Here is a 24,607-nt window from a genome sequence, read left to right as displayed (position 1 = left end):
TGGCTAAGCCTTATACGCAATGAAGTTACGCATCTCCCAGGATCTCCTGAGTCGCTCGTTCGATTTGATCAATCCAAGATGGATTGGATACGGGGACGAGACGCGCGAGGCTCCCCTCGGCATCGCTGGTGGATCGGATCTCAGACGCCGCAGAATGAGCCTGACGGGTATCGCCGAGCGTCTTGCAGCAAAGGACAACCACCTTCAGCGCAGGAATCCAGTGGGGCCGTAGGGACAGCGCTCGGCGGGCAGCGCTAAGCCCTGGCTCTGCGTTCCCCGAGAAGTAGTAGGCCACAGCAAGCAAAAACAGCCATGCGAAGTTCTGTGGATCATAGGGAGAGAGCCGTAACCCGTGCTCCAGAGGCTCAATCGCATCCTGTGGACGACTCGCATGGAGGAGCGCCGCCCCAAGGATCAGATGGCCGAGAGCGAAGCTGGGGCTGAGGCGAATGGCTCGCTGGGCGGCTGGAGTGGCGATCTCAAACTCGCCCCCAAATACGTGCGTCACGGCGACAGCGTAATGGGAATATGGATTCTTCTCATCAAGCTGCACGGCTTTCAATCCAGCAGCCATGCCGTTTCGGAGATCTGCCTCAGCATCATCACCCCAGCCATACGCCGCAAGACCGGCTTCGACGCGAGCCAACCAGATGTAGCCGTCCGCTGAGTCGGGTTCGACCTTGATTGCCTTGAGGAAAAGCTCGCGGGCACGACGATGCGACTCCGGTCTGATCTTGTGGAACTCCCACATGCCGCGACGAACGAGATCCCACGCGGTCAAGCTCTGTGGCCGCTGTGCCCCGCGTTGCCCTTCTTTCTTGAGAAGTTCGGGCTCGATGGCTCCGCAGACTTCTTCGGCAATTTCGTCTTGGAGAACGAGAATATCCCCGAGGTCGCGGTCGTATCGCTCGGCCCAGAGCGATCCACCCGTTTCAGCTTCCATCAGTTGAACCGAAACACGGACGTGAGAACCACTCCGACGTATGCTGCCGCTGAGGATGTAACGAACCCCAAGCCGCTGCGCGACCTGTTCTGTTTCGATGGCCTTTCCCTTGAACGGAAAAGAGGAGTTGCGGGGAATGACGAACAGCCATCGTGTCTTCGCGAGGGCTGTGATGATGTCATCCGTGATCCCATCCGCAAAATACTCCTGCTCAGGATCACCGCTCAAGTTCGTGAAGGGCAGAACCGCGATAGAGGGCTTATCAGCATGGCTTGGGCTTGATCGTGCCGCCTTCGGCTCCCCGGATGACGTGTTCTCACGTTTAAGGGCATAGACATGGATGGGGCGGGCAATGTTCTTGAGGCGGTGCTCGCCCCGATCCTCGAAGGGCAGGGCCAACTTGCCCTCCAGTTCGTCGAAGACCTTGGCCGAGACGCAGATTCCGCCAGGATCGGCAATACCTTCCAGGCGAACCGCCACATTGACGCTGTCACCGAGGATGTCCCCGTCTTCACCGACGATGAGGTCACCGAGATTGATCCCTATCCGGAGCAGGATGCCCTGACCGTCAAGCTCGCGCTCAACCCGGTCGGTGACACTGGCCTGCACCTCAATGGCGCAGAGGACAGCCTCGACCGGGCTGGCGAACTCCAGCAGTGCCCCGTCCCCCATGGTCTTGACGACCCGTCCATGATGCCGCGCAGCGGCTGGCTCAAGAACCTCTGCCAAGATCGTGCGGATGGCCGAAACTGTGCCTTCCTCGTCCTTCTCCATGAGACGCGAGGAGCCCACCACATCGGCAGCCAGAACGGCAGCGAGCCTGCGCTGTGACCTGGGACGCAAATCGGACATGGACGTGTCCACATGCTCACAGCAGTGCAGTTTGCGACGATCCTCGACCTGGGTCTAGCGCCTCATAGGTTCTCAAGAGTGAGATGAATCACGCTATTGGGTAGCGTGATTACACGGAGGGATGGTTCTGTCGAGGCTTTGCCTCAGCCCTTTCCACCCTGGATGGCGGTGAGTTTCCGCATCATCGGTGGAAGGTCCGGGGGGCAACGCACAGCCTCCAAGTCGGTGAAACGGGCCTTGCACCTGGGATCGAAATGGTCAGGAGGCCGCTCCCATGGGAGAGACTTTCTCGGGCAGTCGAGGGCGATCCTGTCGATGAGGTGGTGTTGGTGGGCTTTCGTTGGGTCACCATCCAAGACCTTCGGGCAGAGGCCACGCTGACCACAAACGCACGAAGACCTAACGTTTGAGAGCGCGGTCGAAGAAATCATGCGCGCGGCGCAGCGAGTCCTCTGCGGCCTGCGCGTTGTATCCGACTTTGAACCCTTGGCCTGAAACCCAGTCCTGTTCGACAAAGCCGTGATGAGCGCCGGGATAGATCGCGAGGTCCACAGAGGCGCTGTCACTCGCTCGTCCCGCCACCAGTTCTTCGCAGGCCCGAGCCGGGGTCCACTGATCCTCGCTGCCCACCATGATTAGCAGCGGGAACATGGTCTTGTCGGCCAGCACCCCACATCGCGGATAGTATGCCACCCCGGCCTTGAAGGTCAGGTTGTCAGGGTTCACCACCCCTTCACTGACTTGTCGTTCAGCCATGGCGAGAACCGCCCTCGCGCCCATCGATACGCCGAGAAGACCGACGCGGTTGCGGTCCACAAAGGGTTGAGCCGCGAGGTAGGAGAGAGCGCCATAGGCATCGGCAACCCGATCCACTGAAGCTGGCTCTTTCACACAGGCGTCCTCAGCCTTCCGGCTTGTGAAGCTGTCAACCGACAGCGCGACATAACCCCACGAGGTTAGGAGTTCCGGCAGCTTCTGGCTCTCAAGTGCTGATACTCCTCGGCAACCATGGAGCACCACGACCGCAGGGAAGGGGCCATCGCCCTCTGGCTTTGCAAGATACGCTTGAAGGCGGCTTCCAGGGGTTGGTTTCGGGTCTTCTCCCCGCTGCCGAGCCCGTTGTTCTTGGAACTTGCCAAGAGGACGAGCCGCACCGTCGAGTTCAACTTTCGCGATCACGGGAGTAGCCGAATCCGATGGCTTGACTGGCTGTCCCCAAGCGTGGCTCGCGAAGACCATCCCAAGCCCGATGAGGGATAAGGCAACTGATCGACACATGGCACCCTCCGCGCCAAAGACCGCTCAGCAGCGCCATCATCCTACCTGTGACAGTGGTGTTCAAGAGGAATGCGGGCACCTGATCTTGGGCGGGCGCAGAAAACGAAGTAGATCCGTTTTGAGCGAGCCGCCGAGATCGCTTACCGCTCAGAGGGTGAGACGGCAGTTCGTGAGCCACAGGTATCAGCATCCCAAAAGGATCATCTCTTTCCACCCAGGATCACCGTCAGCTTCCGCATCATCGGCGGTAGGTCTGGGGGAGGGCGGCTGGTCGCCTCAAGATCAGTGAATCGAGCCTTGCAACGGGGATCGTACTGGCCTGGAGGCCGCTCCCACGGAAGAGACTTTCTAGGGCAGTCGAAGGCGATCTGCTCGATCAGATCGCAAAGCGGGATGTCCGCTCCGAACTTCTCGGCCAACCGGGCTAGTCGATACTGTCCCTTCCGGTGAGGGCAGATGGGACAATCGACACGGACGACCACCCGTGGGAAATCCGATAATCGCTCGACCATTGCTGCCCCAAAGCTATATGCGAACGAAATGAGAACGAATGGGCAGGGGTTCCAAACGATTTGCGAGGACCGGGTTGCGGCTCTTTGCACCTCCCAAGCAAGGAAGGTTCTGGGCCGAGTTATAGAAGCCTGCCGGTGGGCTGGAACTCAACTCGAACTACGCGTCCGAGCGGAGAGGGTAGGGTGAGTAAGAGCAGCCTCATAAGGTGGGTAATAATGGGGTCAGTCCCCTTACCCACCTCAAGCTAAGCCTTTGATATGCAATGGTGTTGCGACCCCTCTCCTGGGCAGCACTTTCACTGATGTTCAGCCAATCACATTCTCACCGGATCTGGCGGATGATGAACGCATTGATCGATGCAAAGCCGGAATGGGCCGACCAGGACACGTTCGAAGGCGACAGGAAGAAGATGCTTCGTTACGGGATCTCCATCGGCCTGAGCATTGAAGAGCTTTTTAGGGTCGCCGATCCTGATGAGATCTTGGGACTGTGGGCGGTAGCTGAGGCAGCCAGCAGCGCTGAATGACAGAGACAAGTCCCTCAAAATAGGTTCCTTCTCAACTCTCAGGCACCCCTGCCTTCGACAGTCCCTCAGCGATGATCGGTCCAGTGGCGTACTTTTTCAGTTGGCTCCGGTTTAGGCTGACGGTGAGCGGCGGGCCGAGAGTGTTCCGGTGTTCCAGGAGCATTTGAGCCTCCTCCCGCAGCCCCAGATGGCCACAGCAGCTAATGAGGAGCGTATAGTGGGTCGGGAACTCGGGAAACGCCGCGATGGACTTGCGCAGAAGGGGAAGTGCTTCACCGCATCGGCGGGAGACCAAGAGCGCGAACCCGTGGAGCAACTCGTAAAAACTGAGAAAGCTGTCGGCAGGGCTCAAGCGGAGAGCCGCACCGGTCTGCGCCACCGCTTCATCAAATCTTCCGGCTCGTGCGAGAGCCCAACCATAGATCGAGTGCGCCAGTGCGAAGCTCGGGTTGATCCGAAGGGCGTCTTCCAGTTCACGCAGCGCTCTTTCATGATGACCTTCAGAACTCAGGCAGAGACCCAGCATCATCCGAGCCCATGGCTCACTCGGGTCAAGAGTCAGAGCTTCCTGAGCATGTCGCTTGGCGTGTTCAGCCCCTTGGGACTCATCAGGCAGCCAGTAATTCCATGCTGCCCACCAGACGGTCCAACTCAGAATGGCGTGGGCTTTCGCATAGGTCGGCTCGCTGGCAACGGCTCGCCCGAGCAGTGATCGAGCTTCTGCGTTGTAGCGCTGGCCGAGATGGCTGGCCAAAACGATGGCTCGGACGACAAGGCCCCAGGTACTGATGTCATCGGGAGGCTGGCCTGCCAAGCGAATGCCCTCTTGGGCGTACAGATGCGGCTCGATTGCGGCTATGACGCTCTCGGTAATCTCATCCTGTACCGCAAAGACATCTTCGAGGAGGCGGTCGTATTTTTCGGCCCAAATGTGCTTGCCCGTTTCAGCGTCGATTAGCTGCCCGGTGATGCGGATGCGCTTGCCCGACGCCCTGACACTCCCTTCCAGTACGTAGCGAATCCCAAGCTCCCGCGATACCTGACGAACATCAACGGCCTTGCCCTTGTAGGTGAAGGTCGAGTTCCGGGCGATGACAAATAGCCACTTCAGACGCGATAGGCCCGTGATGATGTCCTCGGTCATTCCGTCCGCGAAGAACTCCTGCTCGGGATCGCCACTCATATTTGTGAAGGGAAGGACGGCAATGGAGGGCTTGTCGGGCAGAGGGAGCGGCTTGGCCTGTTTGGCACCGCCTGGAGCGAAGGACGGCGCATTCACAGAATAGGCCCGGATCGGCTCCTCAATATTCTTGACCCGCTGTGGTCCGAGATCTGTGAAGGCGAGGGGCAGGGCCTTTCGAACATGCCCATAGACAGCCTCCGAAAGGCAGATGCCTCCTGGATCAGCCAACGCTTGTAGGCGGGCAGCCACGTTCACGCCGTCGCCGAGAATGTCGCAGCCCCGGAGCATCACATCCCCAACGTGGATGCCAATCCGAAACTGGAGGCAACGATCCTCGCCGATATCCTGATTCAATGACGCGAGCCCCTCCTGGACCTGGACGGCGCACTGGACTGCATCGACAGCACTGAGGAACTCGGCCAGAACACTGTCGCCAGCGGTGTTGGCGATCCGTCCACCGTGCTCCGCAATCAGCCGATCCATCGCCTCGCGATGAGTGGACAGGGTCCGGAGTGTGCCGACCTCGTCTTGCTCCATAAGGCGCGAGTAGCCTGCCACGTCAGCGGCAAAGATCGCCGCGAGTCGCCGCTCGACCTTGTGCTCCTGTGGACCCATCGGACCCTCGGTGCAGTTCCACAGGGATTCTGCTGTGGGCGGCGGTTTGTGTCCAGCCTACGTCCACTGATAGACAGGCTCTTACTGTTAAGCTTGGTACGAGACGAGATGGGTGTGGATGGTCGGAGAATTTGAACAGGAGAGGGTCATACTCGTACACCAGCCTTTCTCAAACCGTCGAACAAGAGTTCCCGCTTCTTAGGATTGCGGTAGCATGACCGGTTCAAGTGGGTTCGCATCGCTTCCCAGCGGGTGGATTGCAACACACGTCCGACTTCCGCCGCCTCGGCCAGTCGTCCCATCTGTGCCAACGCTGCCGTCAAATAGCGAAGCGCGATGGGATGATTGGGGTTCATCTCCAGGGCTCGCCGCGTGAACTGCTCCGCCTCTTGGAACCGGCTCCCCATGAAATGCACCGCCCCAATTGCGTTCAGCGTAATATAACCACGCGGGTCCAGTGGGTTGAGCCGACGTGCCTTCTCCAAGCAGGCGAGGGCGCGCTCGCACTCGTCGGTGTAGATCAGCACCCACCCGCAATTCGCCAGGACAAACGATGAGTTGGGCTGAAGATACAGGGCGCGCTCGCAGAAGGTGACGGCTCGCTCCAGCACGCCTGAGAGCGAGGCCAAGGACCACGCAGCAACGGCGAGCACCCGCGCATTGTCCGGATCGCACTGAACCGCTTGGAGAGCCGCCTCTCGGCTCCGGGCCGCATCCGCATCCCAGTCCTCGGTCCAACCTCCCACCACAAGGCGGCCTCGACAATCAGCGAGCGCCCCCCAGGCTTCGGCGTAGCCGGGATCACGTTCGACGGCTTGCCGCAGCAGCGCCTCGGCGCGGCGAAAGCCCTGCTCCGTGAAGGCATAGAACTCGGGCAGGGCGCGAAGATAGAGGTCATACGCCTCCAGGTTATTGGTCGCTTTGGCTCTGGCCCGCTCGATCTCAGCCGCCTGCAAGCTGGGCTCAATGGCTGACACCACACTCTCGGTGATCTCATCCTGTAAAGCAAAGATGTCGGTCAGATCGCGGTCGAAGCGCCCGGCCCAGATATCTGTGCCTGTGACAGCCTCGACCAACTGTGTCGTGATGCGTACCCGATTGCCCGCCTTTCGGACGGAGCCCTCCAGCACATAGCGCACACCAAGCTGACGACTGACCTCCTTGATATCCACGGCCCGGCCTTTCAGCGTAAAGACGGAGTTGCGGGCGATGACGAACAGCCAGCGGCACCGGGAGAGAGCCGCGATCAGGTCTTCTGTGATCCCATCGGCGAAATACTCCTGCTCGGGGTCGCCGCTCAGGTTGGTGAAGGGCAGGACGGCAATGAACGGCTTATCAGGTACCCGCAATAGGTTGGCGTCGGCTGTCGGGGTTTCGTTCATCGGAGCAGAGGTTAGGTTGCAAACCGCATAGGCGCGGACTGGCTCCTCAATATTTTTCACCTTCTGTGGTCCGAGATCGGTAAAGGCGAGGGGCACAGCCCTTCGCACATACCCATAGGCAACTTCCGAAAGGCAGACGCCACCTGGATCAGCGAGGCTTTCCAATCGGGCGGCGATGTTCACGCCATCGCCCAACAGATCGCTGCCCCGAAGAATGACATCCCCAACATGCACGCCAATCCGGAACCGGACGCGGCGCTCCTTGGGAGTATTCTGGCTCGCCAGTGCCAGGGCTTTCTGGACATCTACGGCGCACTGCACGGCATTCACCGCACTTGGGAACTCGGCCAAGACACTGTCGCCAGCCGTATTGGCAATCCGTCCACCATGCTTGGCAATGAGCCGGTCCATAGTCTCGCGATGGGCGGTCAGGGTCTGGAGGGTGCCGACCTCATCTTGGCTCATCAGGCGTGCGTAGCCCGCCACGTCGGCGGCAAAGATCGCAGCCAGCCGCCGCTCGACCTTGTGCTCCTGCGGACCCATGAGTCCCTCAGTGTCGTTCCAAGCCGGATTCTGCGGCGGGCCGCGTTAGGTGTCCAGCCTGAGTCTGAGATAAGCGAGATCCGGCTACCAAGCTTGGCTGAGTGTATTAGGCGGGGTTAACTGTTTCGGGAGAGTTTGAGGCGTGTAAGCATCCGGTAGATGCTTTTATCGTGTGATCCCGTCGATTGCCGCCGCGATGCCTCGCTGCATAAGAGACCCGTCAAACCCTATCACCAGGGCGCGACAGCCGCGTTCGATCATCGCAGTGGCTTGCGGCGGTGCGACCATCGCGCCAAAGGGCCTTGAGGCGATTGAGGCTACCAATTTCAGCCGTAGCGAGCTTTCGCGATTCGCTCAGCCACAAGCTCCTGCAAGTGCCAGAGATTTCGATCCTGAATACCATGTTCGGCGAGATGAGCGGTGGTGTTGTGAAGATACTCAGCGCATGAGCCCCAATGGCCACAAGCCTTGGCCAGAATATCCGCTGTCTCTTCTGGGGAGAGTTTGCCGACGTAGAACCGGGACTGCCGGTTCATCACGAAGGCAATTGCCCGAAGCGGTCCGTGCTCGGTCTCAACGGTGATCCAGCGCGGGATATTATTTGGGGGCTTCACTGTGATCTCGCGTCGGACCAGCTTTTGTAGCTGCGCCTCCAGATCCTCCGGGGGCAGCCTGAAAATGACGCCCTGACACTGGCCTCCTCGGTCGAGGGACATCATGAGCCCTGGCTGGTCTTTGGTGCCCCGGAACCGTTCAATTCGGAAGCAGAAGGAGCGGTGCCAACCTCGGGCCGTAGCCCTGCGCACTTCAACATGAGCGAGTTCAGGTTTCCAGATCAGGGAGCCGTAGGCGAAGAGCCACGTGTCCGGCCCACTAGGATGGGAGGCGAGCAGGCCCTGCACGAGAGCGTCATAGTCCTCGTCGGTGTGGTACGTCCAAGTCGGGTCTGGACCAGGATCTTCCAGCACTCGATGAACTCGCGCCACGAGGTCAGGGGTAAGCGCCATCTGCCGGGGAGCCCTCATGAGCCATCTCCAGGTCCGCGATGTGTCAGGCTGAGCTTAGCACCGTCTGACCTTCAATCAGACCAGAGCATTCCTGCCCTTTCGGGCCATAGCTTGGTTGGCGCGGACGGTCACGGAAGGGCGGTCCCGTTGGAGATTTATGCCTCACTCCTTCCCACCCTGGATCACCGTGAGCTTCCGCATCATCGGTGGAACGTCCGGAGGAGGGTGGCTCACAGCCTCCAAGTCGGTGAATCTGGCCCTGCACAGGGGATCACGCTGGTCCGGAGGTCGCTCCCAAGGGAGTGACTTCCTCGGGCAGTCAAGGGCAATCCTGTCGAGTAGATCGCATAGGAGGATGTCGGCTCCGAACTTCTCTGCCAATCGAGCCAGTCGATACTGACCCCTTCGGTGAGGGCAGAGGGGGCAATCGATTCGGACGATCACCCACGGAAAATCGGAGAGCCGCTCGACCATCGCTGCCCCATAGCTGCATGCGAACGAAATGAGAACGACAGATCGCGAGTTCCATAGGTTTCAGAACAGGCTTCGAACCCAAACTGTAAACCGAGATGTAAACGTGGAGATTCGGGAGGCTATCTGACCGGATCGTGAAGCGAATTTCGCTTCACTGTCAAACCTTTAGAATGGCTGGGGGACCAGGATTCGAACCTAGACTAACGGAGTCAGAGTCCGCTGTTCTACCATTAAACTATCCCCCACCGAAGCCATTGAAATCCTTTGCCATTTCTGAAATTCGTCTCAGCATTTCAGGCAGGGATTCGAAACCGGCGTCGCGGTTGGCGCTGAGATAGGGGGCTTTTGACGCCTCGTCAAGCCTTGAAATGGGGTCGGGGCGGGCGGGCCGCTACTCGTCCAGCGCACCGTCTTCGGGCGGCCCCTCCATGTCGACCCCTTTCCTGAAGGCGGCTTCATCCGCTGCCTCTGCCGCAGCGGCGACGATCCGCTCGTAGCGGTCCAACGCCCCTTGCAGGATGTAGGCGGCGGCCATCTTGTCGACCGCGTCGGCCCGCTTGGCCCGGGAGGCATCGGCGTCGAGCAGGGTGCGGGTCACCACCATGGTGGACATGCGCTCGTCCCAGAAAAGGACCGGGAGAGGCAGGAGGGGCTTCATGTTGCGCACGAAGGCACGCGTCGCCTGCGAGCGGGGCCCCTCCGTGCCGTCCATGTTGAGCGGCAGGCCGAAGACGAGGCCGCCGACCTCGTGGCGCGCGGCGAGATCCTTGATGCGGCCCACGTCGGGCGTGAACTTTACACGCTTGATGGTCTCGAGCGGGGTGGCGATGCGTCGCTCCACGTCCGAGAGGGCAAGGCCGATGGTCTTGGTGCCGAGATCGAGACCTATGAGGCGCGCGCGGGGGGAAAGTCCGTCGATGAAGGCGACCAGTTCGTCGTCTCGTGAGATCATGGGCCGCCTCCTCGTGCACCTGCCGGACCCAGCCAGTATAGGGGAAGTGGCCCGGCGTCGAGACGGGAGGTCGAAGGCTCTCCGATACTCCTCGGCGTCATCACCGGCCTCGTGCCGGTGATCCCGATCAGAGAGGTGTCGCATTTTTCCAATCGAGATGAGCGGGACACGCCCGGCCATGACGAGGAGGTGTCATCCTAAGCTGCGCTCGTCAGGTCAGGCGATGACGGGGTGGGGTTCACGGCGCCGGCGCGAGACGGCAGGGCCTCTCCGGAGCGGTCGAACAGGTGGCAGAACTCGCGGGTAAGGTCGAGGCTGACGGTCGAGCCCACATCGTGTCGTGCATCGCCCGGCTCGCGCACAGTCAGGCGATGGCCCTGGCCCACATCGACGTAGAGAAGGTGGTTTTCGCCCAATTCCTCCACCAGCTCGATGCGGCCGGTGAGCGGCCCTCGATCGGTCACCCGCACATGGTCGGGCCTGACGCCGAGGGTGACGGTCTCGCCCGGCTGAACCTCCGCCGGCGAGACCGGAACGGACAAGGGGCTGCCACCAGGAAGGTTCACCACCACCTCATTCGGTCCAACGCCGGCGACCTGGCATTCGATGAAATTCATCTGCGGCGAGCCGATGAAGCCGGCGACAAACCGATTGGCGGGCCGATGATAGAGCTCAAGCGGCGTGCCGACCTGTTCGATCCGTCCCGAATTGAGCACGACGATCCGGTCAGCCAGCGTCATTGCTTCCACCTGATCGTGCGTGACATAGATCATGGTCGCACGCGTGTCGTTGTGGAGCTTCGTGATCTCGATGCGAGTCTGTACGCGCAGCGCCGCATCGAGATTGGAGAGCGGCTCGTCGAAGAGAAACACCTTCGGGTCGCGCACGATGGCACGGCCGATGGCGACGCGCTGCCGCTGGCCGCCCGAGAGCTGGCGCGGCTTGCGGTCCAGGAGATGCTCGATCTGAAGCATGCGCGCGGCCTCGCGCACTTTGCGGTCGATCTCCGCTTTCGACGACTTCGCCAGTTCGAGGCCGAAGGCCATGTTGTCGTAGACGTTCATGTGCGGATAGAGCGCATAGGACTGGAACACCATGGCAATGCCGCGTTTGGCCGGAACAAAGTCGTTCACGCGCTCGCCGCCGATGAAGAGGTCGCCCGCCGTGATGTCCTCGAGGCCTGCAATGAGACGCAGCAGCGTGGATTTTCCGCAGCCGGAAGGACCGACGAAAACGACGAACTCGCCATCGCGGATGTCGAGATCGACTCCATGGATGACCTTCATGCGACCGAAGGATTTCCGGACATTCTTGAGAACGACATCAGCCATTGCGTTGCATTCCCGATTAGCCTTTCACCGCGCCGGCCGTGAGGCCAGCCACGATCTTGCGCTGGAAGACGAGCACCAGCGCGATGATCGGCAGGGTCACGATGACGGAGGCCGCCATGATCGTGCCCCAGGGCAGCTCATAAGCCGTTGATCCCGTCATGAGGGCGATGGCGGGCGGCACCGTGCGCCGTTCGTTGGTGAGGGTGAAGGTGAGGGCGAAGAGAAACTCGTTCCATGAGACGATGAAGGCGAGGAGGCCCGTGGTCACCGCAGCGGGCGCCATGAGAGGCAGGAACACGCGCCGCACGACGATCCCGGGCGTCGCACCATCGACGAAGGCCGCTTCCTCGATCTCCTTGGGCAATTCGCGCATGAAGGTCGTGAGAACCCAGATCGTGAAGGGCAGGGTGAGCATGAGGTTGGCGAGGATCAGGCCGGGCAGGGTGTTGTAGAGCCCGAAGCTGCGGATCAGCTCGAACATGCCGGAGAGCACCGCCACCTGCGGAAACATGGAGACGGCGAGGATCGTCATGAGCAGCAGCGAGCGGCCGCGGAAAGCGATGCGCCCGAACGCATAGGCCGCCGTGATCCCTAAGCCCAGCGACAGGGCGACGACGGAGCCAGCCACGATGATCGAGTTGATGATGTTCTGCCCGAAGGGTTGGCGCTCGAACACGGCGAAATAGTTCGAGAGGTCGAACCGCTCCGGGAAATACGCCACCGAGAACAGCTCGGCGCCCGAGCGGAACGACGAGATGATCGCGTAATAGAACGGGAAGACGGAAAACAATCCAATGACGATGACGAGGAGCCAGAATCCGATGCGGGCGAGAACCTTCATCGCGGATCCTCCCCAAGCCGCACGCGTCCCGCGGCCAGCGTCATGACGACGAGAAGCGCAATGATGAGGAAGATCAGCGTCGAGGCGGCGGAGCCTAAGCCCACCTCCTGGAAATCCACGAGTTGCTGGCGGGCATAGACCGACATCGACATGGTGTCGCGCGAATTGGCGGTGAGCACATAGATCAGGTCGAAGACGCGAAGCGCATCGAGCGCACGGAAGATGATGGCGACGATCAGTGCCGGCTTGATGAGCGGCAGCGTCACGCGGAAGAACACGCGCACTGGATGAATGCCGTCCACCTTCGCGGCTTCGTAGATGTCGCCCGGCAGCATCTGCAGGGCGGCGAGGATGAGGAGCGCCATGAACGGTGTCGTCTTCCACACATCGACCATCACGACGGTCCAGAGCGCAGTGTCGGGATTGGCTGTCCATGAAATGGGAGCGGCGATCAGGCCGAAACGCAGGAGCATGTCGTTGATCACGCCGAACTGGTCGTGCAGCATCCAGTTCCACATGCGTGCTGAGACCACGGTCGGGATCGCCCAGGGAATGAGGATGACGGCGCGCATGAGGCCGCGACCGGGAAAGGTCGCGTTGAGGATCAGCGCCACGATGATGCCGAGCACCGTCTCGATGGAAACTGACACGAGGGTGAACCACACCGTATTCCACACGGAGTGCCACCAATCGGGATCAGTGAGGAGACCGAGCCATTCGCTGTCGTAGTTGGCGAGGTAGTTCTCGAAGCCGATGAACTCGTAATCGCTTAAGTTGTTGAGGTCGGCATCGGTGAAACTGAACCAGATGGTTCGCGCCAGAGGCCAGCCCGCAATGAGCGCGACGGCGATCAGGCTCGGCGCGATGAAGAGCCACGCCGCCCTGATGCGCGAACGCGTGAGGGAGGAACGGCGGCGGCGCACGTCGCTCTGCATGGGAGCGCCTGCCTGGGCGACGGCGCCGCTCATGATCATTGCCAGCCGTTGCGCTTGATCCGCTTCAGGTCACGGTCGAGGCGGTTCAATGCCTGTGCGGGTTCTGCGCGCTTGGACAGAACCTGATGCACCGCGTTGAAAAACTCGGTCGAGACCTTGTTGTAGTTCTGGCCCGTCACGGTGGCGGGGCGGGCGACTGCGTTGCTGAACACGTCCACGAGATCGCCGATGAAGGGATTGGCCTTGGCGATGTCCGTGTCGCTGTAGAGCGACACGATGGTCGGGTTGAAGGAGCCTTCGACCGCGCGGCGCTTTTGCTCGGCCTCGCTCGTCAGGTACAGGACGAGGTCCGTCGCGGCTTGCGCGTTCTTGGAATATTTGGAGACGGCAAGAAGCTGTCCGCCAAGTGTTCCCGCATGGCGGCCGTCCGCGCCACCCTTGGGCAGGGGCGCGATGCCCACCTTGTCCTTGATCGTGCTGTCAGCTCCTTGAGCCAATGCCCAGGCATAGGGCCAGTTGCGCATGAAGAGGGCGTTGCCGGCCTGGAAGACGCCGCGCGATTCCTCCTCCGTGTAGTTGAGTACGCCTTCCGGCGTGACGGTGCCGACCCAGCCCGCCGCAGCCTTCAGAGCCTCGACGGCCTTCGGGTTATCGATGGTGACCTCGCCTTTCTCGTCGACGATGGTGCCGCCGTTGTTCGAGGCGATCCATTCGAGAGCATTGGTCGTCAATCCCTCATAGGCGCGGCCCTGCCAGGTATAGCCCCAGAACTCGCCCTTGCCTTCCTTGCGCTCGCCTTCCTGGATGAGGCGGGCAGTCTCGGTGAGATCCGCCCATGTCTGCGGTACGGGGCGCTTGTATTTGTCCAGGAGGTCCCTGCGGTAATAAAGAAGGCCGGCATCGGCGAACCACGGCACGGCCATCAGCTTGCCGTCGACGCGGCTCGTTTCGACCATGGCCGGAAGGTGGTCGCCAATTGCACCTTGCGCCTTCGATGTCAGGTCGAGCAGATGATTGCCGAGGGTGCCGGTCCAGACCACGTCGATCTGGAACACGTCGATATCGCCGGCACCGGCGGCGAGAAGTTGCTGGAAGAGGGCAAGGCGCTCGGTGGCGGAATTCGGCGTCGAGACGATCTTGACCGTGTTGCCGGTTCGCTGCGCCCAGGTATCGACGCCCTGCTTGCAGATCTCGTATTCCTTGCCAAGCGCGCTGCACGCGATGGAAATCTCGACCGCCCAGACGCTGGTCGATGCGGCGATGCCGGCCGCTGCAACTAAGCTGGTGACGAGGCGTGGCATGACTATCCTCCTGCAGGCCTGATGTTTATTGCTTAGCTTCTTAAAGCTCCCACCTTGGTTTTGTTCCTCTGGAACGTGGTCATGAGACGAGGATGCCCCATCTCATGTTCCCAAAACGAGGATGCTTCCATGAAAATCACTTGGTTCGGCCATTCCGCCTTCCGGCTCGACTTCGCGGGCAAAGCCGTGCTCATCGATCCGTTCTTCACCGGCAATCCGGCCTTCGAGGGCGACAAGGCGAAGATCGCTGAAGGCATCTCCCACATCCTGCTCACGCACGGTCACGGGGATCATGTAGGCGATACCGTCGACATCGCGAAGAAGACGGGTGCCCAGGTCGTTACCAATTTCGAGCTCTGCATGTATCTTGCCAAGCAGGGCGTTCAGAACTTCGACCCCATGAACACGGGCGGCACGACGGACCAGGGCGGCTTCAGCGTGACGCTCGTGCGCGCCGATCATTCGTCCGGCCTCGTGGAAATGGATGTGAACTTTCCCCTCGGCAGCGCGAACGGAATCATCGTCAAGGCGCCGGGCGAGCCGACGATCTACCACATGGGCGACACGGACATCTTCGGCGACATGGCCCTGATCGCGGAGATCCATAAGCCGGATGTGGTCATCGTCCCCATCGGCGACCGCTTCACCATGGGCTCCGAGGTCGCGGCCCTGGCGGTCGAGCGCTATTTCAGCGGCGCCAAGGCCGCTATCCCCTGCCACTACGCCTCGTTCCCGCCGCTCGTCCCCAACGCCGACCGCTTCGTCGCTGCACTGGACGGCAAGGGCGTTCAGGTGGTGGTGCCGCACAAGACGGTGGGCGTGACGGTTTGATTTTCTGAAGAATTGTCATCCCGGACGACAGAGGCGATCCGGGATCGGCTAAACCAGCTTGACACTGTCATCCCGGGGCCGCGCAGCGGAGCCCGGGATCCATAACCACGACCTTAGACCAGTTCGGCAATGTCAGTGGTTATGGATTCCCGCCTTCGCGGGAATGACAGTGTTGAGGTTCAAGCGCCACGTCCTGCCGACGATCCCAGATCTCCGCTTCACTTCGTCCGGGATGACGGGTGAATATCGGGGCTCACATCCAACATTGCCCCCCGAGGCGGGCGGGTGCTATAGGCCGGCCATCAGGTTTCCAAGAGGTTAGACCATTCATGTCGGTCGATGAGAAAACGGTCCGCCGCATCGCCCATCTCGCGCGCATTGCCGTGACGGATGCGGAGGTGCCTCATCTCCAGGGCGAGCTCAACGCGATTCTCTCCTTCGTAGAGCAGCTTAACGAGGTGAACGTGGAGGGTGTCGAGCCCATGACCTCCGTGACGCCCATGGTCATGAAGAAGCGCCAGGACGGCGTGACCGATGGCGGCTATCCGGAGAAGATCGTCGAGAACGCCCCCGCCACGGAAGATAGCTTCTTCCTGGTGCCCAAGGTCGTTGAATAACAACGTCATCTCGGCCGGAGCGTGAGCGGAGAGCCGGGATCGCCAGACCAGTTTTCATTTCCAGACGATCCCGGATCGCTGCAGGGCAGCGTCCGGGATGACCAGGATACCGCCGTGACCGAACTCACCCATCTCACGATTGCCGAGGCCCGCGATGGCCTGAAGGCCAAGACTTTCTCCGCAACCGAGCTCGCGAAAGCCCATCTCGCCGCCATGGAGAAGGCAAGGGCGCTCAACGCCTATGTGCTCGAGACGCCGGAAAAGGCGCTCGCCATGGCCCAGGCCTCGGACGAGAAGATCGCCAAGGGCGAGGGCGGGGCGCTCGAGGGCATCCCGCTCGGCATCAAGGACCTGTTCTGCACCGAGGAGGTCACCACGACCGCGGGCTCCAAGATTCTCGGCAGTTTCCATCCGCCCTATGAATCCACCGTCACCCGGAACCTGTGGAACGACGGCGCGGTCATGCTCGGCAAGCTCAACCTGGACGAGTTCGCCATGGGCTCGTCCAACGAGACCAGCGCCTTCGGGCCGGTCGTGTCGCCCTGGCGGCGCGAGGGGTCGAACGTGAGCACCGGTGCGTCTGGCGCCGTCGAGGGGACCCATCTGGTCCCCGGCGGCTCCTCGGGCGGCTCGGCGGCGGCGGTTGCCGCTCATCTCTGCCTCGGCGCTACCGCGACCGATACCGGCGGCTCGATCCGCCAGCCGGCAGCCTTCACCGGCACCGTCGGCATCAAGCCGACCTATGGGCGCGTCTCCCGCTGGGGTACCGTGGCCTTCGCCTCGTCTCTGGATCAGGCCGGTCCGATCACCCGCACGGTGCGGGATTCGGCCATCATGCTGCGTTCTATGTCCGGCCCCGACGCCAAGGACACCACCTGCGTCGATCTTCCGGTGCCGGATTTCGAGGCGGCGGTCTCCCGTGGCGTGAAAGGCCTCAAGATCGGCATTCCGAAGGAATACCGGGTCGACGGTATGTCGCCCGAGATCGAACAGCTTTGGCATGAGGGCGCCGAATGGCTGCGCGCGGCCGGCGCCGAGATCGCCGAAGTCTCCCTGCCGCACACCAAATATGCACTTCCGGCCTATTACATCGTGGCCCCGGCCGAGGCCTCCTCGAACCTCGCCCGCTATGACGGCGTGCGCTACGGCCTGCGCGAGAACGGCCGGGACATCGTCGATCTCTACGAGAAGACCCGTGCCGCCGGTTTCGGCCGCGAGGTCAAGCGCCGCATCATGATCGGCACCTATGTGCTCTCGGCAGGCTATTACGACGCCTATTACGTGCGGGCGCAGAAGCTGCGCACCCTGATCAAGCGGGACTTCGAAGAGGTCTACGCTCAGGGTGTTCATGCCATCCTCACCCCAGCCACGCCCTCCGCCGCCTTCGGCATCGGCGAGAAGGGCTCGGGCGATCCGGTCGAGATGTACCTCAACGACATCTTCACGGTGACGGTGAACATGGCGGGTCTGCCGGGTATTGCCGTGCCGGCCGGGCTCGACGCTCAGGGCCTGCCGCTCGGACTCCAGCTCATCGGCCGCGCCTTCGACGAGGAGACCCTCTTCGCCGCCGGTCAGGTGATCGAGGAATCCGCCGGCCGCATCAAGCTACCTGAAGCTTGGTGGGCGTAAGCGACGTGCATCCCACCGTTCCCGTCGTCCATCTCTGGGACTGGCTGCCCGCGGCCTTCGACCCGGTTCTGGTCCTCATCGCGGTCTGGCTCGGCTGGAAGGCCGACCAGTTCGGCAAGGTGCTGATCATCGGCATGGCGGCGCTGGCGGTGTCGGCGCTGGTCTCCTGGGTGATCAGCAGTTTGGGATTGCCCTGGATCGCCCCGGTGCGTTCCGATGCACTGACCCTGTTCCCTGTTCGCTTCGTCGCCGCGATGCTCTGGGCCAGCGGCGCCTATGCCGCCCGGCGGGTGGCGAGGCGCTAGGCAGGTCGGCGCTGCAATAGTTCGGCCGGCGCCGAAGCGTCGTGGGGCGACAATCGGCCCGGCTCGTGTCAGATTCGTGCCACCCTCCCACGCAGCGCACGGACCCTCATTCATGGCGAAGAGCCACCTCAAGCCCAACTACCCTGTCGAGCTCGCGCTCCTGGCCACCCTCGCGACGCTCTGGGCTTCGTCCTATACCTTCATCAAGATCGGGATCGACACGATCCCGCCCGTGACCTTGATTGCCGTCCGCACGCTGATCGCAGGCGGAATCCTCATGCTCATCATGCGGTGGCGCGGGATCAGCCTTCCCCGGGATGCGGCCAGCTGGCGGAACTTCGCGGTTCAGGCCTGTCTCAACAGCGTCATTCCCTTCATGCTCATCGCCTGGGCGGAAAAATCCATCGATGCCGGCCTCGCCGTCATCCTGAACTCGATGACGCCTGTCTTCACCTTCCTGATCACGGTGCTCTGGTCCCGTCACGAGGCGACGTCGTTCCGTAAGTTCGTCGGGGTCGTCCTTGGCCTTGGCGGGACCTGCATCATCGTCGGCGGCCAGGCTTTCACCCATGTCGGCCAGGAACTGGCGGCGCAGCTTGCCGTCGTGCTGGCAACAATCTGCTATGCCGGAGCTGCCATCTTCGGCCGCAACTTCAAGAATCTCGATCCTATGGCCCCGGCGGCGGGTTCGCTTCTCTCGGGGGCGACGATCCTGCTGCCGTTGAGCCTCATGGTGGACCGGCCCTGGACCCTGGCTCCGTCAGGAGCCTCGATCTTGGCTTTGATCGGCCTTGCCGTGTTCTCGACCGCCATAGCCTTCGCCATCTATTTCCGCCTGATCCGTACGCTGGGATCGGTCGGCACCACGGCCCAGGCCTATCTGCGGGCTCCCATCGGCATCGCCATCGGGGCGTATTTCCTCGGCGAGAGCCTCAGCGAGGCGGCCTGGATCGGGCTTCTCTGCATCCTTGCCGGCGTGGCCTTCATGACGATCCCGGACGGCAAACGGAAGGCCGCCGTGCAGGCGGCCTGACCAGGGTCAGGTCTCGGCCAATCCTGCGCCAGCCCCCGCCGGGTTGCCCAGCGCCGTGGCGATTTCCTCCAGGGTCGCTTTCTCGGCGTCGCTGACGGCGACACCGCCGAAGCCAAGGAAGCCGCCTTCCTTGCCGGCCTCCGCCGATTTCTGTGCGACACTCCAAAGCCAGGCTTTGAAAGATGCAGCATCTTCCGGAGCCTTGGTGTCGAGCAGGTTCGAGACGGCGCGAAGCTCCTCGATGGCCTTGCGTTTGATATCGGCGAACTGGCTGCCCTTGAACTGCGCCTGGAAGGACTCACGAACGGCGTTTCGCGTTTCCGTGTTGGCGATATCGTCGGCGACCGCCTTCACCAGAGGTGTGGCCTGCGCGTCCTGCTTGGCCTCCAGAAGCGCCCAGCCGCTCGCCATGGATTCCTGCAGCAGACTCCACAGCCCGCCCGGATCCGCAGCGGTGATCGCCATGCTGGCGACGACGGGACTCGCCACGAGGCGGGACCATTCCTCAGGGGTGAAGCTCGACTTGCTCGCCATCTCAATGCTCCTTGTGCGCTGCCGGGGGAGGCGGTTTTATCAAGCCTAACCGTTCGCGCTTCGGCTTGGTTCCTCGGGAAATGAGCGACGGCCCACGCAAAAAATGGGCCTGACCCAAAAGGGTCAGGCCCATCATGCGCAGTGTTACGCAGGACGCGAGGTTACTGCGGATTGGCCGGAGCCGACGGAGCGGCCGGAGAAGACGGGGTCGCCGGGGCTGCGGGAGCCGACGGAGCCGACGGGGTCGTCGGGGTGACCGGAGCGGTCGAGCCGGTGCTTGGCGAGGAGCTCTCGGTCTGGGTACCGGTGCTGCCGGTGGTGCTCGGTTCGTTGCTGCCGCCGTCATAGAAGAGGAAGGCCAGCAAGCCCAGCGCGACAACAAGGCCACCGATCACGTAAGCAAGAGTGTTCGAACCGCGTCCCGTGTTATCGTAGACATTGGTCTCGCGATTGTAGACATTCGGTTCGCGATCCATGGGATCCATAGCCATTTTGAAACTCCTTGACCGTTTTACCTCCCGAACAACGCAGTATTTCCGATGGGGTTTCATAGGAGCGTGGCAATTATTTTCGAAATCTGTGCATAATTTACGTCTAATCTTAACGATTGGTTCATCATCCTGAACATCCGTTCATCTTGAAGGGGGTTGACCCATTCAAGGGTCGCTCTTACTCCGGGCAGGCAAAGGCGAGAGATAAAGGCGCAGGTTCATGAACGCTCCGGTCAACCCTAAGAAGCTCATCAAAGGCGCGACAGGCGATTGGGAAGTCGTCATCGGCATGGAGATCCATGCCCAGGTGACGAGCCAGGCCAAGCTGTTCTCCGGCGCCTCGACGGCCTTCGGTGGCGATCCGAACAGCCACGTTTCCCTGGTGGATGCGGCCATGCCCGGCATGCTGCCCGTGATCAACGAGGAATGCGTGCGTCAGGCCATCCGCACGGGTCTGGGCCTCAAGGCCGAGATCAACCTGCGTAGCACCTTCGACCGCAAGAACTACTTCTACCCGGACCTGCCGCAGGGCTACCAGATCAGCCAGTACAAGAGCCCCATCGTGGGCGAGGGCGAGGTGATCGTCGACGTTCCGGAGTCCGGCGAGACCATTACCGTGCGCATCGAGCGCCTGCATCTCGAACAGGATGCCGGCAAGTCGATCCACGACCTGCACCCGACCTTGAGCTTCGTCGATCTCAATCGATCGGGCGTCGCGCTGATGGAGATCGTGTCGAAGCCGGACCTGCGTTCGGCTGACGAGGCGCGCGCCTACGTTACCAAGCTGCGCACCATCCTGCGCTATCTCGGTACCTGCGACGGCGACATGGAGAAGGGCAACCTGCGCGCCGACGTGAACGTCTCCGTGCGCCGCCCGGGCGAAGAGTTCGGCACCCGCTGCGAGATCAAGAACGTCAACTCGATCCGCTTCATCGGCCAGGCCATCGAGGTCGAGGCGCGGCGCCAGATCGCGATCCTGGAGGACGGCGGCAGGATCGATCAGGAGACTCGCCTGTACGATCCGGGCAAGGGCGAGACCCGTTCCATGCGCTCGAAGGAAGAGGCGCACGATTACCGTTACTTCCCCGATCCGGACCTGCTGCCGCTCGAATTCGACCAGGCCTACGTGGACGACCTCGCCCAGCATCTGCCGGAACTCCCCGACGAAAAGAAGGCCCGCTTCATGTCGTCCTATGGGCTGCCGGCCTATGATGCCGGCGTGCTCGTGGCCGAGCGCGTCTCCGCCGATTTCTACGAGGAGGTCGCCAAGGGCCGCGACGGCAAGGCCGCCGCGAACTGGGTGATCAACGAGCTCTTCGGCCGCCTCAACAAGGAAGGCAAGGATCTGACGGAATCGCCGGTCTCGGCCGCGCAGCTCGGCGCGATCATCGAGCTCATCGGTGAGAACGTGATCTCGGGCAAGATCGCCAAGGACCTGTTCGAGATCGTCTTCACGGAAGGCGGCGATCCGCGCGAGATCGTCGAAAAGCGCGGCATGAAGCAGGTGACCGACACGGGCGCCATCGAGAAGGCCGTGGACGAGATCATCGCCGCCAACCCGGACAAGGTGGAGCAGGCGAAGGCGAAGCCGACCCTGCTCGGCTGGTTCGTCGGCCAGACCATGAAGGCCACGGGCGGCAAGGCCAACCCGCAGGCCCTCAACGAGATCCTGAAACAGAAACTCGGGATCGAGTAAGGCCGCTCGGCCATTCCCGGCGGAGCACATCCGCCAGGACTCTTGCAAGGCGCTTCATCCTGTGACCTCGCAGCCCAATCCCTTCGCTCCGCACTGGCTGATCCGCGACATCGTGATCAGCTCGCACAAACCTGCAGTCGGGCCGGGCGGGCTGCTGTTCATCGGCGATTCCCTCGTCGAAGGCTTCTACTGGAACCGCATCGGGGCACTGCCTTTGCTCAATGCCGGCTATTCCGGCATCTGGACCGAAGCGCTGGAGCCGCGCGTGCCGCTTCTCCTGCAATCGGCCGAGCCCAGCATCGCCATGCTGCTCGTCGGCACCAACGATGCCAAGAAGGATTGCACCGATGGCGCGCTCGATGGCGCGATGGAGCATTTCGAGCGGATCGTCGGGCATTTCAGCGACGCGCAAGTTCCCGTCGTCGTGTTGACACCGCCGCCGATCGAGCAGGCCAAGCGCCTGACGAGCTTCTATTCCCTCGATGCGATAGCATCCTTGAGCCGCCGTATCGTGCAGATCGCAGACGGCCGCGTGGCCGACATCGTCGATCTGCAGCGAGCATTTGCGGATGACAACGGCACTGCGAGGGAAGGGATGACGACGGATGGCATTCATCTGTCGGCGAAGGCCTATCGCCTGCTGCACGACATGCTTGAAACGACGATCGCCGCCGTGACGGCGCGAAGCGAGGGGCGATGAACGAGGCCAGTCCGCCAGATAGCAGCCCTGCCTCTTCGCGAAGCGGCGCGCATTGGCCATTCCTGGACTTTCTGCGCCTCGGTGCGGCGTTGCTGGTGCTCTTCGGGCATACCCGCGGCCTTGTCTTCGTGAGTTTTCAGGATGTCGCTCAGGCAGGATTGGGAACGAAGGTTTTCTATTTCCTGACGGGCATCCACCGGGAAGGCGTGGCGATCTTCTTTGCCGTCAGCGGCTTCCTGGTCGGCGGTGGCGTGTGGCGCTCGCTGCAAAAGAGCAGGTTCAATGCGAAGACTTATTTCGCCAGCCGCTTTGCCCGCATTTACGTCGTCCTCCTGCCGGCCCTGGTGCTGACCCTGCTGCTCGATTGGATCGGACGATCCTACCTGATTGACACACGCTTCTTCGGCGAGCGGCCCCTGATGCCAATCGGCGTCACTTCGGATTGGAGCTGGGGGCAGATCGCCTGCAATCTCGCCGCCGTGCAGGGGATTTTCTGCAAGCCGCTCGGCCCAAACCCGCCGCTCTGGTCGCTCGGCTACGAATGGGTGTTCTATCTTCTCGCGCCCGTTCTGTTCGGCACCTGTCTCGCGAAATTCCCGAAAGCGCTCAAGCTCTGTGTTATTGCGCTGCTGTTCCTCGGCGTGTCCTCCCTTGCAGGCGGGCTATTGCGATGGACGCCTTGGTTCATCATCTGGCTCGCGGGGGCCTTGGCGGCCCAGATCGTTCGGGCGCGCGATATGCCTATGGCTGCAGGCCTCGCCGGACTGGTTGTGATTGCAGCTGGATTTTTCATCTCACGCCTGCAGATTCTGCCGCCCTTCGGCACCGATCTCATGGTCGGATTGGGAACGGCGCTCGCCATCGCAAACCGGCCGTTGCTGTCCTGGTGCCCGCTCGCGGGCCCGGTACGCATCGGAGCGGATTTCTCCTATTCGCTTTATCTCATCCACGTACCGGTTACCGTGTTTCTGGGCGGCCTTCTCGAGTGGTACGGTTGGCCCTCGATGCTGGTTCGTCCAAGCGTGTCGGCCTATGCGGCTTTCGCCGGCCTCGCGCTTGCCGCACTCGTCGCAGCCTTTGCCTTCTCCGTCTTCACTGAACGCCGGACCGGGTTCATGCGCGATCTCCTTCTTGGGCGCAGGGCCACCGCTTCCGTGCTCCCGAAACCTGTCTGAACCCATTGCACCGGCCAAAAGACCAATCGATCATGACGATGTCCCACCTCACGCCGCTCCTCGCGGCGGCTTCCTCCACACCCGTCATCCGGTCTGTCGTCGATGCCGACGCGCAGGATCTCTTCGGGCTTCTCTCGCTGTGCTTCGCGGAGTATCCGGGTTGCTTCGTCGATCCGCACGACGATCTGCCGGACCTGATCACCCCCGGTTCGTCCTATGCCGGGACCGGTGGCGCCTTCTGGGCCGTCGAGGATGAGCGCGGACGCGTCTGTGCCTGCGGGGCCGTCGACTTTCCTGAGGGTGGAACGGCGGAACTGCACCGGCTCTATGTGCGCTCCGACCGGCGCGGACAGGGGCTCGGCTCCCTGCTCGTGCGGCAGGCGGAGAGCCACGCCCGGACGAATGGCGCCAGCCGCATCGTTCTCTGGTCTGACACGCGCTTTACGACCGCGCACAGGCTTTACGCGAGGCTGGGCTACACGCAGATCGATGGGCAGCGCCAGCACACCGACATTTCGAAAACGGCGGAATATCGGTTCGAGAAGAAACTTTAGAAGATCTGTCTGGCAAAACGACTGAAGATCGAGTAATCTGTTCGAGCGGCTGATTTCTCAGCCGCTTTTTCATCAACCTCAGCCGAAGGAGGCGTCACATGGTTTTGCACTTTGTCCCATGCACCCACGCCGCAATCCTTCCATTCAACAACGCTGCAGGTTTCGATGAAGCAGATTACGCTTTCCCTCGTCTGGCTGACCATTCGCATTGATCTGATTCCAACCGTGCGTGAGCGCGGCCAGACATCCGCAAAAACATCCCCATCCTCCGAAGTGCTGGCTTCCCTTCGCGCAAGGCTCAGTCCTCATTTGCTCAAGGACATTGGGGAGGATGCGAGCGGGCGCGACTGACCATGATCGACGGTT

23 protein-coding genes and 1 tRNA gene are annotated in these 24,607 nt (G+C 61.8%); 11 read left to right on the top strand and 13 right to left on the bottom strand.

Annotated features, from left to right (window positions below; genetic code table 11):
* Positions 1–25: 25 nt before the first annotated feature.
* Complete coding sequence (locus tag JO965_RS16620) at positions 26–1,795, bottom strand: adenylate/guanylate cyclase domain-containing protein (RefSeq protein ID WP_203439968.1); 1,770 nt, start codon at positions 1,793–1,795, stop codon at positions 26–28.
* Positions 1,796–2,194: 399 nt separating this feature from the next.
* A complete protein-coding gene (locus JO965_RS16615) occupies positions 2,195–3,034 on the bottom strand; it encodes a dienelactone hydrolase family protein (protein ID WP_246776893.1) in 840 nt (279 codons plus the stop codon).
* A gap of 889 nt (positions 3,035–3,923) precedes the next feature.
* Between JO965_RS16615 and JO965_RS16610 the strand changes: the two genes are divergently transcribed.
* Positions 3,924–4,112: a hypothetical protein gene (locus tag JO965_RS16610; protein ID WP_203439966.1), complete on the top strand. Its 189-nt coding sequence runs from the start codon at positions 3,924–3,926 to the stop codon at positions 4,110–4,112.
* 31 nt (positions 4,113–4,143) lie between these two features.
* On the opposite strand, the gene JO965_RS16605 is transcribed toward JO965_RS16610, so the two are convergent.
* The 9 genes from JO965_RS16605 to JO965_RS16565 all read right to left on the bottom strand — a co-directional run bounded on the left by JO965_RS16605 (position 4,144) and on the right by JO965_RS16565 (position 14,676).
* Entirely contained in the window at positions 4,144–5,910 is a 1,767-nt protein-coding gene (locus tag JO965_RS16605) for an adenylate/guanylate cyclase domain-containing protein (RefSeq protein ID WP_203439964.1), read from the bottom strand.
* A 146-nt stretch (positions 5,911–6,056) separates the two neighbouring features.
* Positions 6,057–7,835, bottom strand: a complete 1,779-nt coding sequence (locus JO965_RS16600; protein ID WP_203439962.1) for an adenylate/guanylate cyclase domain-containing protein — start codon at positions 7,833–7,835, stop codon at positions 6,057–6,059.
* 326 nt (positions 7,836–8,161) lie between these two features.
* Positions 8,162–8,860, bottom strand: coding sequence for a gamma-glutamylcyclotransferase (locus tag JO965_RS16595; RefSeq protein WP_246776590.1), 699 nt, complete (start codon positions 8,858–8,860; stop codon positions 8,162–8,164).
* A 627-nt stretch (positions 8,861–9,487) separates the two neighbouring features.
* Positions 9,488–9,561 (bottom strand) — tRNA-Gln (locus JO965_RS16590).
* 146 nt (positions 9,562–9,707) lie between these two features.
* Positions 9,708–10,268 (bottom strand): Holliday junction resolvase RuvX, encoded by a 561-nt coding sequence (ruvX, locus tag JO965_RS16585; RefSeq protein ID WP_203439960.1) that lies wholly within the window; start codon positions 10,266–10,268, stop codon positions 9,708–9,710.
* A gap of 197 nt (positions 10,269–10,465) precedes the next feature.
* The gene (locus JO965_RS16580) at positions 10,466–11,599 is read right to left on the bottom strand and encodes an ABC transporter ATP-binding protein (protein WP_203439958.1); all 1,134 of its coding nucleotides are present in this window, start codon (positions 11,597–11,599) and stop codon (positions 10,466–10,468) included.
* Between the two features lie 16 nt (positions 11,600–11,615).
* Positions 11,616–12,440 carry a carbohydrate ABC transporter permease gene (locus JO965_RS16575; protein ID WP_203439956.1) on the bottom strand — a complete coding sequence of 275 codons (825 nt, stop codon included), beginning with the start codon at positions 12,438–12,440 and terminating at the stop codon, positions 11,616–11,618.
* Positions 12,437–13,408: a carbohydrate ABC transporter permease gene (locus JO965_RS16570; protein ID WP_371826797.1), complete on the bottom strand. Its 972-nt coding sequence runs from the start codon at positions 13,406–13,408 to the stop codon at positions 12,437–12,439. The genes JO965_RS16575 and JO965_RS16570 overlap by 4 nt, the downstream gene beginning before the upstream one ends.
* 2 nt (positions 13,409–13,410) lie before the next feature.
* Positions 13,411–14,676 carry an ABC transporter substrate-binding protein gene (locus JO965_RS16565; RefSeq protein WP_203439954.1) on the bottom strand — a complete coding sequence of 422 codons (1,266 nt, stop codon included), beginning with the start codon at positions 14,674–14,676 and terminating at the stop codon, positions 13,411–13,413.
* Positions 14,677–14,805: 129 nt separating this feature from the next.
* On the opposite strand from JO965_RS16565, the gene JO965_RS16560 reads away from it, so the two are divergent.
* The 5 genes from JO965_RS16560 to JO965_RS16540 all read left to right on the top strand — a co-directional run bounded on the left by JO965_RS16560 (position 14,806) and on the right by JO965_RS16540 (position 19,091).
* A complete protein-coding gene (locus JO965_RS16560) occupies positions 14,806–15,507 on the top strand; it encodes a metal-dependent hydrolase (protein WP_203439953.1) in 702 nt (233 codons plus the stop codon).
* Between the two features lie 329 nt (positions 15,508–15,836).
* Positions 15,837–16,124: an Asp-tRNA(Asn)/Glu-tRNA(Gln) amidotransferase subunit GatC gene (gene gatC, locus JO965_RS16555; protein WP_203439952.1), complete on the top strand. Its 288-nt coding sequence runs from the start codon at positions 15,837–15,839 to the stop codon at positions 16,122–16,124.
* Between the two features lie 114 nt (positions 16,125–16,238).
* Entirely contained in the window at positions 16,239–17,753 is a 1,515-nt protein-coding gene (gatA, locus tag JO965_RS16550) for an Asp-tRNA(Asn)/Glu-tRNA(Gln) amidotransferase subunit GatA (protein ID WP_203439951.1), read from the top strand.
* Positions 17,754–17,758: 5 nt separating this feature from the next.
* Positions 17,759–18,058, top strand: a complete 300-nt coding sequence (locus JO965_RS16545) for a hypothetical protein (protein ID WP_203439950.1) — start codon at positions 17,759–17,761, stop codon at positions 18,056–18,058.
* Between the two features lie 112 nt (positions 18,059–18,170).
* Complete coding sequence (locus tag JO965_RS16540; RefSeq protein WP_203439949.1) at positions 18,171–19,091, top strand: DMT family transporter; 921 nt, start codon at positions 18,171–18,173, stop codon at positions 19,089–19,091.
* 6 nt (positions 19,092–19,097) lie between these two features.
* Here JO965_RS16540 and JO965_RS16535 read toward each other — a convergent pair whose 3' ends face one another.
* On the bottom strand, positions 19,098–19,625 hold the full coding sequence (locus JO965_RS16535; RefSeq protein ID WP_203439948.1) for a hypothetical protein: 528 nt from the start codon (positions 19,623–19,625) through the stop codon (positions 19,098–19,100).
* Positions 19,626–19,786: 161 nt separating this feature from the next.
* Positions 19,787–20,116 carry an LPXTG cell wall anchor domain-containing protein gene (locus tag JO965_RS16530; RefSeq protein WP_203439947.1) on the bottom strand — a complete coding sequence of 110 codons (330 nt, stop codon included), beginning with the start codon at positions 20,114–20,116 and terminating at the stop codon, positions 19,787–19,789.
* A 220-nt stretch (positions 20,117–20,336) separates the two neighbouring features.
* On the opposite strand from JO965_RS16530, the gene gatB reads away from it, so the two are divergent.
* The 5 genes from gatB (at position 20,337) to JO965_RS16505 (ending at position 24,592) form a co-directional block, all read left to right on the top strand.
* Positions 20,337–21,812 (top strand): Asp-tRNA(Asn)/Glu-tRNA(Gln) amidotransferase subunit GatB, encoded by a 1,476-nt coding sequence (gene gatB, locus JO965_RS16525; protein WP_203439946.1) that lies wholly within the window; start codon positions 20,337–20,339, stop codon positions 21,810–21,812.
* A gap of 61 nt (positions 21,813–21,873) precedes the next feature.
* The gene (locus JO965_RS16520) at positions 21,874–22,512 is read left to right on the top strand and encodes an SGNH/GDSL hydrolase family protein (protein ID WP_203439945.1); all 639 of its coding nucleotides are present in this window, start codon (positions 21,874–21,876) and stop codon (positions 22,510–22,512) included.
* Positions 22,509–23,687 carry an acyltransferase gene (locus JO965_RS16515; protein ID WP_203439944.1) on the top strand — a complete coding sequence of 393 codons (1,179 nt, stop codon included), beginning with the start codon at positions 22,509–22,511 and terminating at the stop codon, positions 23,685–23,687. The genes JO965_RS16520 and JO965_RS16515 overlap by 4 nt, the downstream gene beginning before the upstream one ends.
* 32 nt (positions 23,688–23,719) lie before the next feature.
* Positions 23,720–24,241 carry a GNAT family N-acetyltransferase gene (locus tag JO965_RS16510; RefSeq protein ID WP_203439943.1) on the top strand — a complete coding sequence of 174 codons (522 nt, stop codon included), beginning with the start codon at positions 23,720–23,722 and terminating at the stop codon, positions 24,239–24,241.
* A gap of 165 nt (positions 24,242–24,406) precedes the next feature.
* Positions 24,407–24,592 carry a hypothetical protein gene (locus JO965_RS16505; protein ID WP_203439942.1) on the top strand — a complete coding sequence of 62 codons (186 nt, stop codon included), beginning with the start codon at positions 24,407–24,409 and terminating at the stop codon, positions 24,590–24,592.
* Positions 24,593–24,607 lie beyond the last annotated feature (15 nt).

It is taken from the genome of Microvirga sp. VF16 (assembly GCF_016864375.1).
GTDB lineage: Bacteria > Pseudomonadota > Alphaproteobacteria > Rhizobiales > Beijerinckiaceae > Microvirga.
This window is presented reverse-complemented; position numbering and strand designations above follow the sequence as displayed.

Coding starts and splice junctions, on each gene's coding strand:
- JO965_RS16605 (WP_203439964.1), bottom strand. CDS start 5,910: ATGGGTCCACAGGAGCACAAGGTCGAGCGGCGACTCGCGGCGATCTTT.
- JO965_RS16610 (WP_203439966.1), top strand. CDS start 3,924: ATGATGAACGCATTGATCGATGCAAAGCCGGAATGGGCCGACCAGGAC.
- gatB (WP_203439946.1), top strand. CDS start 20,337: ATGAACGCTCCGGTCAACCCTAAGAAGCTCATCAAAGGCGCGACAGGC.
- JO965_RS16580 (WP_203439958.1), bottom strand. CDS start 11,599: ATGGCTGATGTCGTTCTCAAGAATGTCCGGAAATCCTTCGGTCGCATG.
- JO965_RS16505 (WP_203439942.1), top strand. CDS start 24,407: ATGAAGCAGATTACGCTTTCCCTCGTCTGGCTGACCATTCGCATTGAT.
- JO965_RS16565 (WP_203439954.1), bottom strand. CDS start 14,676: ATGCCACGCCTCGTCACCAGCTTAGTTGCAGCGGCCGGCATCGCCGCA.
- JO965_RS16510 (WP_203439943.1), top strand. CDS start 23,720: ATGACGATGTCCCACCTCACGCCGCTCCTCGCGGCGGCTTCCTCCACA.
- JO965_RS16515 (WP_203439944.1), top strand. CDS start 22,509: ATGAACGAGGCCAGTCCGCCAGATAGCAGCCCTGCCTCTTCGCGAAGC.
- JO965_RS16530 (WP_203439947.1), bottom strand. CDS start 20,116: ATGGCTATGGATCCCATGGATCGCGAACCGAATGTCTACAATCGCGAG.
- JO965_RS16595 (WP_246776590.1), bottom strand. CDS start 8,860: ATGAGGGCTCCCCGGCAGATGGCGCTTACCCCTGACCTCGTGGCGCGA.
- JO965_RS16600 (WP_203439962.1), bottom strand. CDS start 7,835: ATGGGTCCGCAGGAGCACAAGGTCGAGCGGCGGCTGGCTGCGATCTTT.
- JO965_RS16535 (WP_203439948.1), bottom strand. CDS start 19,625: ATGGCGAGCAAGTCGAGCTTCACCCCTGAGGAATGGTCCCGCCTCGTG.
- JO965_RS16570 (WP_371826797.1), bottom strand. CDS start 13,408: ATGAGCGGCGCCGTCGCCCAGGCAGGCGCTCCCATGCAGAGCGACGTG.
- gatC (WP_203439952.1), top strand. CDS start 15,837: ATGTCGGTCGATGAGAAAACGGTCCGCCGCATCGCCCATCTCGCGCGC.
- ruvX (WP_203439960.1), bottom strand. CDS start 10,268: ATGATCTCACGAGACGACGAACTGGTCGCCTTCATCGACGGACTTTCC.
- JO965_RS16620 (WP_203439968.1), bottom strand. CDS start 1,795: ATGTCCGATTTGCGTCCCAGGTCACAGCGCAGGCTCGCTGCCGTTCTG.
- JO965_RS16560 (WP_203439953.1), top strand. CDS start 14,806: ATGAAAATCACTTGGTTCGGCCATTCCGCCTTCCGGCTCGACTTCGCG.
- JO965_RS16615 (WP_246776893.1), bottom strand. CDS start 3,034: ATGGTCTTCGCGAGCCACGCTTGGGGACAGCCAGTCAAGCCATCGGAT.
- JO965_RS16540 (WP_203439949.1), top strand. CDS start 18,171: ATGGCGAAGAGCCACCTCAAGCCCAACTACCCTGTCGAGCTCGCGCTC.
- JO965_RS16575 (WP_203439956.1), bottom strand. CDS start 12,440: ATGAAGGTTCTCGCCCGCATCGGATTCTGGCTCCTCGTCATCGTCATT.